Genomic DNA, 8,852 nt, shown 5'->3' with positions numbered 1-8,852 from the left:
GGCCTCTACAAGTCGGAGCGGGTGATCACTTCGACGCAGTCGGCCGAGATCGAGGTCGGCGGCGACAAGGTGTTGAATTTCTGTGCCAACAACTATCTCGGCCTCGCCGATAGCGCCGATTTGCGCAATGCTGCCAAGCAGGCGCTCGACCGCTATGGCTACGGCATGGCATCGGTGCGCTTCATCTGCGGCACGCAGGAAGAGCACAAGCAACTCGAAGCCACGATTTCCTCCTTCCTCGGCATGGAAGACACCATCCTTTACGGCTCCTGCTTCGATGCCAATGGCGGCCTGTTCGAGACGCTGCTGGGCGAGGAAGACGCCATTATTTCGGATGCCTTGAATCATGCCTCGATCATCGATGGTGTGCGGCTGTCGAAGGCCAAACGTTTCCGCTACGCCAACAACGACATGGCCGATCTCGAGGCGCGCCTGAAGGAAGCCCGGGACTGCCGCTTCCGGTTGATCGCCACCGACGGCGTGTTTTCGATGGATGGCATCATCGCCAATCTCAGGGGTGTCTGCGACCTCGCCGAGAAGTATGACGCCATGGTGATGGTCGACGACAGCCATGCCGTCGGCTTCGTCGGTCAGAACGGCCGCGGCTCGGCCGAGCATTGCGGCGTCGAGGGCAGGGTCGACATCATCACCGGGACGCTCGGCAAGGCACTTGGTGGGGCCTCCGGTGGTTACACCTCGGGCAAAAGCCAGGTGGTCGACTGGTTGCGCCAGCGCTCACGGCCGTATCTCTTTTCCAACACGCTGATGCCGGCGATCGCCGGCGCTTCGATCAAGGTGTTCGAGCTGATCAAGGACGGCGATGGGCTGCGCGACAAACTCTACGACAACGCTGCGCGGTTCCGGTCGCAAATGGGCAAGCTCGGCTTCACGCTGGCCGGAGCGGATCATCCGATCATCCCGGTGATGCTGGGCGATGCCAGCCTGGCGCAGGAGATGGCCGCGCGCATGCTGAAGCGCGGCATCTATGTCATCGGCTTCTCCTTCCCGGTGGTGCCAAAGGGGCAGGCGCGCATCCGCACGCAGATGTCGGCGGCGCATTCCAGCGCCGATATCGACCGCGCGGTGGAAGCGTTCGCCGCCGTCGGGCGCGAACTCGGGGTGATTTCCTGACAAGCCGGAATCGAAAAGCGATTCCGGAACAAGAGCTTCAAGGGACAAAAGCATGTCGAACATGATGAAGGCGCTTGTGAAGGCCAAGGCCGAACCGGGCATCTGGATGGAAGAGGTGCCGGTGCCGGAAATCGGCCCCAACGACGTGCTGATCAAGATCAAGAAGACGGCGATCTGCGGCACCGACGTGCACATCTACAATTGGGACCAGTGGGCGCAGAAGACGGTGCCGGTGCCGATGGTGACGGGCCATGAATTCGTCGGCACCGTTGCCGATTTCGGCGCAGCGGTCACCGAATACAAGGTCGGCCAGCGTGTATCGGGCGAAGGCCACATCGTCTGCGGCCATTGCCGCAACTGTCGCGCCGGGCGAGGGCATCTGTGCCGCAACACGCTCGGCGTCGGCGTCAACCGTCCAGGCGCCTTCGGCGAGTATCTGGCGATCCCGCAGCACAATGTCGTGCCGATCCCCGACGATGTGCCCGATGAGATTGCCGCGATCTTCGATCCCTTGGGCAATGCCGTCCACACCGCATTGTCCTTCGATCTGGTCGGCGAGGACGTGCTGGTGACTGGCGCCGGGCCGATCGGCATCATGGGCGCGCTCGTCGCCCAATGCGTCGGCGCGCGCAAAGTGGTCATCACTGACATCAACCCGGTGCGGCTGGCGCTAGCCAAGAAACTCGGCGTCCAGCATGTCGTCGACGCCTCGAAGGAGAAGCTGCGCGACGTCATGCCGGTGCTCGGCATGACCGAGGGGTTCGACGTCGGCCTCGAAATGTCAGGCGCCGCCCCCGCTTTCCGCGACATGATCGACACCATGAACAATGGCGGCAAGATCGCCATTCTGGGCATCGCGCCGACCGGCTTCGAGATCGACTGGAACAAGGTCATCTTCAAGATGCTGCATCTCAAAGGCATCTACGGCCGCGAGATGTTCGAAACCTGGTACAAGATGATCGCGCTTGTGCAGGGTCCGCTGGATGTCTCCGGCCTGATCACCCACCGCATCGGCATCGACGATTTTCAGATCGGTTTCGATGCGATGAAGAGCGGCAGTTCCGGCAAGGTGGTGATGGACTGGTAGGGATTGCCTTGGCCGCTATTCAGGAAAAGCTGACGACAGCACCTCTGGTCCGCCGGACATTTTCCAACTAGGGGAACATGGCTGGGTGGAGAGCTATGGCTCCGCTACGTGCGCTCGCTAATCATATACGGCGACGTATCGCGGCCCACCCGGTGACGGTCGATGGGGCAATTCGCTTCAGTCGATGACGGAAACCCGGTGAACCGATGCTGAGGCCCCGACGCGATCGTCTATTTCCTATGATCTGCGATTGAGGTCGAGGTGTTGCCGCTTTCAGCGGGTAAGATGCGATAGACGACTTCCGGTACCCTTCCGGTCAGCGAAAAGGAAGGCAACGAGCCGCATTGCCTCAAGCAAAATGTTACCAATAGTGTCCTGTTCCAAAGGGGATGGACAGGTCGTGCCATTCCGGTTCGGGGGAAGGATGGCGCGGCTCAGCATGGCGACACGGTGAAGCGGCGATCGTGGAGCTTTATTGCGGCGTTGACAAGCGGCGCATTCTGGATGAGTTCGAGGCGGTAACCGGCTATTATTCGCAAGCGCGCGATCCGTCTTATGAACCGTCGTGAGCAGAGGCCGTCTGCGGGCAAGAGCCGCAGCCGCTGTTACGGCAGCGATGTCCGCGACGCGCTCATCGTGTTGTGGGAGGATTCGGAGCGGCTGGGTCCGCATCGACGCTCGCGGCGGCCAGCGCCGCCGGGCAGGAATGAGTTCGCAGTTCGCCGCTCGGTGCCAGCCCGCACCTTCGGCGATTGGAAAGATCCGCCGCCCGGCTTTGTTGAGCGCATTCGGGCACGTCTTCGTCAGGGAGCTTCGTGCAGACGATGGTGCTGACCGGATTGCCGCCGGCTGGACCGATTGCATTCCGCTCCGCACGCGCGACAGCGGCAATGTGATCATGGCGATCAAGCAGGCCCGCTCCCGGTTTCGCTGACCCTGTGCTGCTGTTTGCCGGCATCCGCCCGCACAGGAAGAGCTTGTAAAAGTGCGGAAATCGAGGAGCCGTTGGTCGTCGATCTTCAGCCTGAACGCGGTCGTTTGCTGGTGCCGCAAATCGGCTGTTGCATGTACATCCCTGTCAGACGTCAGTTTTCCTCGCCTATTTTGGTGTCGAGCGCGAAGTGCTCCAACCAGATTGCAAGGCTTTTTGGAAATGAGAGCGGCTTTGCGCAGGGCGCTCCGTTGTTGAGCATTCAAGCTACCAAGCCAATGACGCGCAGGTTCCACCAGGCTCGCCAGCCTTGAAGGACAGCGAAAAAAGCAGAGCACGACAGACACAACAGTGCATCAGGACGCCGCAGTCGTTGAAGATGGTGCGCTGCATCCATACCGTGGATGCATTCGATCCAAATAATCGATTTGTTCAATCAGTTTCTCGAAAGCTAACCCTACCCTCTGTGGGAATCGGGCTCTGAGCCGCGACGCTGCCTTGCGAGCGCAGGGGCTGCACGTAGGAGAGATGATGCAACGAGAAATCGCACGCGGGTTGCTGGCCTCGTGGGTTCGCCGACCGGCGTATTTGAGCCCGTCAGTTGGTCCTCACCCGCGCCTATTGCCACCGAGCGACTTGCATGTCCCTCCGACTCGGACCAGTTCCGAGAGCTGCGACGAGTTGCGCGCCGTGTGCTCCGATCAGATGGCCGCCGGTGACGCGTTCGATGGGCCGTCCCTCTTCGAGAGGAGATGAAATGCGAACGCTGCTCGTGGATCATCATGCGGATCTTGCGCGCGCCATGCGACTTGCGCTCGGGGATGGCGGCTTCGTCGTTGATGTCGTTGGTACTCTGGAACTGGCTTCGAGTGCATTTTCTTGCGCCAGCTATGAAATTCTCCTGCTGGAATTGGCTCTGCCAGATGGCGATGGCTTGGGTTGGCTGAGGCAGTTGAGGACCCACGGGCATTCAGTTCCTGCCGTCATTATGAGCAGCCTTAACGATCTCGATAAGCGAATTGCGATCTTCAACGGTGGTGCGGACGACTTTCTGCTCAAACCCATCTCTACCGATGAGCTTATTGCCAGAATGAGAGCCATTCTGCGCCGGGCGACACAGATGACCGACCTGAGGCTCGTATTTGGCAATCTCGACTTTGATCCGGTCGCCCGCCAGGTTTTCGTTGATGGGCACCCAATGATGATCGCACGTCGCGAACTCTGTGTTCTAGAGCACCTGCTTAACCGGGCAGGCCGCATCGTGCCCCGTGCGCAATTGGAAGATCACCTCTATTCATTCAACGACGACGTGTCTGCCAACGCGCTTGAAGTCGGAATTTATCGTTTACGGGGACATCTGACCAGATCAGGTGCAACGCCACGGATCAAGACCATCCGAGGCATTGGTTACATCCTAGAATTGACTGACGCCTCGTCCGCATAGTTTGTCGAATCGAAAGAAGATCTATTTTGCTGATCCTTCAACATCCTTGCGCTGCGCTCAATTGGCGGGCGATCGCCAACAAGGTTACAAGACCTGCAGTGCCCCGTTACCTGGGCCATCTCCTCTGCGCGCTTATTGTGACTTTCCCACTTGGTGTCGCGGCGCAAAACAAGCAGGACAAAGGCCCGCCGCATGCGGCTTCGAATAGCATCAACGCCACGCTGACCCTTTCCTCTTCGCTCGGGGAGACCGTTCATCTGCCCGGGCCAGCCACGACCATCTTTGTTGCTGACCCCACGATCGCGGATTTTCAGGCGCCATCGAGCAAAACAATCTTCGTCTTTGGCAAGAAATCGGGGCGGACCAGCCTATTCGCCTTGGATGGCAATGGCGAGCCTCTCGCCGAATTGCGTATCGTTGTCACGCAACCGATCGGGGATTTACGCGCCATGTTGCGGGAGCAGGTCGGCGACTATCCCATCCGCGTCAACTATACGCCGCGCGGCGCAATCCTTAGCGGGACGGCGCCCGACGCAGAGGTCGCCGACACCGCAAAAAGAGTCACTGAGCAATATCTGGGCGACGGAGCGCAAGTCGTCAACAACATCAAGGTCGCTGGATCCCTGCAAGTTAACCTCAGCGTGCGCGTAGCCGAAGTCTCACGCAGCGCCATGAAGTCACTCGGCGTCAACTTGTCCGCCTTCGGTCAAATCGGCAATTTCAAAGTGGGCGTTCTAAGCGGAAGCGCTGCAAGCGCTGGGTCTGGTTCAACCCAGGGTGGCGGTACAGCAGAAATCGGATTCGACAACGGTGCCGTCAACGTCAGCGCGGTTCTCGACGCGCTCGCCAAGGAGCATATAGCTTCCGTCCTGGCTGAGCCGAACCTCACCGCTATGTCGGGTGAAAAGGCCAGCTTTCTCGCGGGCGGCGAATTTCCCATTCCTGTCCTGCAGGAAAACAGGCAGGTATCGGTTGAATTCCGTCACTTCGGCGTCAGTCTGGAATTTGTGCCGACAGTTCTCAGCAACAATCAAATCAACATTCACGTAACGCCCGAAGTCAGTGAACTGTCGACGCAAGGTGCCGTGCAAATCAACGGAATTTCCGTGCCGGCAGTTTCCACGCGCCGAGCCGATACGGTCGTCGAACTCGCCAGCGGCCAGAGCTTCGCAATCGGCGGTCTAATCAGGCGGAACGTCAACAATGATGTCAGGGCCTTTCCCTGGCTCGGAGAACTGGCGATCCTGGGACCGCTTTTTCGCTCGACCTCGTTTCAAAAAGAGGAGTCAGAACTGGTCATTCTAGTTACGCCTTACATTGTAAGACCAGGCTCCAACCCAAACCAGATGAGCGCACCGACCGAGCGGGCGGCACCGGCTTTGAACGGAGGGGGCGCTCCGACGAATTCCGTGACAAGTCCCCCGCGAGACCGCGCTGCTATCCGTGCGGGCGCGCCAAGCGCCCAGGGCGGTCTCGGCTTCATCATCGAATAGTGTCATCCAAAGATGTTGCGTTTTATAATCCTCTTTGTCGCTCTGGCACCAAGCGTAAGTGGCTGCACAAGCACTACGCCAGTTGATGTCGAACCATCGGCACCAATGCTTGTCCGAGAGGAGACCACCGTCCTGACGTTGCAAAGCCTGCGCGCTTCCGAACGGCAGCGTTTGCGTGTTTTCCTAGACAAGGCCAGTCGCGGCCGGTTCGATGCCATCCACCTCCTCATCAGCGGTTCGCCCCAGCTCAGCGCAGGGGTAGCCCATCAGGCCAGGCAGTTGGCAATCGAAGAAGACAACATTCAATTGCGCGATCAACACGACGCCGGCTCAGTGCGAATTGAGGCGATTGTCTATCACGCCCGTCCGCCGGTCTGTCCCTCATATGGTGCCTTACCCAATGAAGAATCCTTCAAACAGCCGCTTGGTTGTTCGACAGGACATAACCTGGCCGTGATGGTCAACGATCCGCGCGATCTGCTCGACAATCAGGCCGTCAAGGCCGGCGATGGCGATCGTGCTTCTGTACCAGTTGCAACTTACAGAACATTCGGGACGGATAAAGGTGGCTGATACCGCCCTTATCTCGGCAGCACTCCTACCGGAGATTGAAAGCTTCCAATCGCGTCCTGATCTAAAATAAAAGGAACCGCTGGATGCAATATAGGCGCTATATCGAGGGCCTTAGGGCCGTTGCTGTACTTCCGGTCGTACTCTTTCATTTCGGAATTTCGGCGATCCCGGGTGGCTTTAGCGGGGTCGATATCTTCTTCGTCATCTCCGGCTACCTAACCAGCGGAAGCCTCCTGGATGACCTTGAACGCGGCCAATTTTCCATCGTCAACTTCTACTGGCGCCGTGCCCGGCGCATTCTGCCGGCGCTCGTCTTTGTGATGCTTCTCACCTGCATTGCGGCATTGTTCATTCTTCTGCCACCGGATCTGCGCGGATTCAGTCTTAGCATCATAGCTACCTCGACCTTCTGGTCGAACGTTTTCTTCTGGAAAACGTCAAGTTACTTCTCTATCGATGCCGCGCTTCTACCACTGTTGCACACTTGGCCGCTTTCCGTAGCGGAGCAGTACTACATCTTCGCACCAATCCTGATGTTCCTAATCTATCGCTACATCGGGAAGCGCTGGCTGACGACACTTCTTCCGATAATTCTCTGCAGCTTCGTAGTGGCGGTGATGGCGACATCGCTGGCACCCACCGCCGGATTCTATCTGCTGCCGACCCGAATCTGGGAACTCATGTTGGGCGCCCTGCTCATGCTCAAATGCCCCTCGCCGCTGGGCAACCGACTCCTGATGGAGTCGGTGGGGGTGGCCGGATTTGGCCTTCTCGCCATCGGGTTCTTCGCGATTTCGGCGAGTGATCCGTTCCCAGGCTACAACGCCTTGTATCCATGCATCGGAACGGCCCTTCTGATCTATGTTGGCCAAAATACCCCCTCGACGGTCGCCACCCGCATGCTCGAAGTCAGGCCGCTGGTCTGGATTGGGCTCATCTCGTATTCGTTGTATCTTGTTCACTGGCCTCTCAATGCGTTCGCGCACTATCTTTCGTTCCAAAAACTCGATCCGTTGATGACCGGTGCGATGTTGGTGGCAAGCCTCGCATTGGCTGCATTCTCCTGGAAGTTTGTAGAGCAGCCGTTTCGACAGAAGAGGGCCTTCACCTCCCCGGGGCCTATCTTCGCCTTTTCAGCGCTCGCGATCGTTGTCCTTTGTGCCGGCGGAGCGGCGGGGGCGCTCGGCAACGGCTTTCCGCAACGGTTTCCGGACTATGTCCAGCGGCGCATTTCCGTCGGGGACTGGAGGAATGGCATCTGTTTCAACGAGGGCACCAGCCGGATCGAAAGCTGGAATATGGAGGATTGCACGCGCACCAGCGGTTTTCCAACAACGGTTTTTTTGTGGGGCGACTCCTTCGCCGCGCACTATGTTTCCGGCTTGGGTGCTAACATAAATCGATTGCAGGCGAACATCGTTGAATATACGTACGCCAGCTGCGCGCCGATACTCTATTACTACCCGTACGATCGTCTTGATTGTGTCCGGTTCAATCGCAAGGCCTTGGACGTCATCTTGGAAGCGGACATCAAGACGGTTATCCTCAGCGGTAGATGGAGTGACTATGAGGTCAGAGGTTTCGACGGTCTTCAGCAAACAATCGCTACGCTTCGTGCCCTGGGCGTGCGCGTGTTTGTCATCGGCCAGTCTCCGCAGTTCCCAACTGACGTCCGGAAAATTGCGTTCTTCGCCAAGCGCCAAAATCTGGACGATACGTCCTGGCCGATCGCGATGGACCCCGACGTCAACGAACGTGTGCGCTCATTTACCAAAGGCGCCACATTCATCGATCCGCTGAAATTCCTGTGCAGCGCAGGACGCTGCGCCTATTTCGATAGAGGAGAGTTTTTATATTTCGACTATGGTCATTTCTCTTCAGCCGGCGCCACACTGGCAATCTCGAAATACTGGCCGGCTTTTGGCAAGGACAATGCTCTTCCTAAGACGAAGTAGCGGCTCAGCGGCTGACAAGCACCAGTACGGGTCCCAGTGATAGCTCCTGCTTCCGCAGCAGCCGCGACGATGGAGCTGTTCAGGTTTAAGGCCCCCCGATAGTGACCTAGGTGTGGAGCTTCAACAGGTTGTCCTCGATCAGGGCGAGGCGACTGATAGGCGTTTTTGACTTTAGGCTGCCATGTGGACGATGCCAATTGTATCTGTGCAGCCAGACAGGCAGTTCGGCGGCACGATG

Annotated in this window: 6 protein-coding genes and 2 pseudogenes; 7 read left to right on the top strand and 1 reads right to left on the bottom strand. The window is 58.4% G+C overall.

The features are described 5' to 3' along the window. The 7 genes and pseudogenes from ENZ75_RS11925 to ENZ75_RS11895 form a co-directional block, all read left to right on the top strand. Window positions 1-1,131: glycine C-acetyltransferase (locus ENZ75_RS11925; protein WP_127287989.1), on the top strand; the 1,131-nt coding region annotated here is incomplete at its 5' end. A gap of 52 nt (window positions 1,132-1,183) precedes the next feature. Then, complete coding sequence (tdh, locus tag ENZ75_RS11920; RefSeq protein ID WP_063169264.1) at window positions 1,184-2,218, top strand: L-threonine 3-dehydrogenase; 1,035 nt, start codon at window positions 1,184-1,186, stop codon at window positions 2,216-2,218. 714 nt (window positions 2,219-2,932) lie between these two features. Then, window positions 2,933-3,101, top strand: a pseudogene (locus tag ENZ75_RS35080) (transposase); the annotation flags it as partial. 805 nt (window positions 3,102-3,906) lie between these two features. Beyond that, window positions 3,907-4,593: a response regulator transcription factor gene (locus ENZ75_RS11910; protein WP_063169262.1), complete on the top strand. Its 687-nt coding sequence runs from the start codon at window positions 3,907-3,909 to the stop codon at window positions 4,591-4,593. A gap of 71 nt (window positions 4,594-4,664) precedes the next feature. Next, window positions 4,665-6,086 carry a type II and III secretion system protein family protein gene (locus ENZ75_RS11905; protein ID WP_063170365.1) on the top strand — a complete coding sequence of 474 codons (1,422 nt, stop codon included), beginning with the start codon at window positions 4,665-4,667 and terminating at the stop codon, window positions 6,084-6,086. 12 nt (window positions 6,087-6,098) lie between these two features. Beyond that, window positions 6,099-6,659: a CpaD family pilus assembly lipoprotein gene (locus tag ENZ75_RS11900; RefSeq protein ID WP_063169261.1), complete on the top strand. Its 561-nt coding sequence runs from the start codon at window positions 6,099-6,101 to the stop codon at window positions 6,657-6,659. Between the two features lie 83 nt (window positions 6,660-6,742). Next, a complete protein-coding gene (locus ENZ75_RS11895; RefSeq protein WP_063169260.1) occupies window positions 6,743-8,614 on the top strand; it encodes an acyltransferase family protein in 1,872 nt (623 codons plus the stop codon). A gap of 106 nt (window positions 8,615-8,720) precedes the next feature. On the opposite strand, the pseudogene ENZ75_RS11890 reads toward ENZ75_RS11895, so the two are convergent. Continuing rightward, window positions 8,721-8,852: pseudogene (locus ENZ75_RS11890) on the bottom strand (IS481 family transposase); the annotation flags it as partial.

Origin of the sequence: Mesorhizobium sp. M7A.F.Ca.CA.002.04.1.1 (genome assembly GCF_004022805.1) — a bacterium.
GTDB classification, from domain to species: Bacteria; Pseudomonadota; Alphaproteobacteria; order Rhizobiales; family Rhizobiaceae; genus Mesorhizobium; species Mesorhizobium ciceri.
The sequence above is the reverse complement of the archived record's forward strand: the minus strand, read 5'-3'. Positions and strand labels throughout refer to the sequence as shown.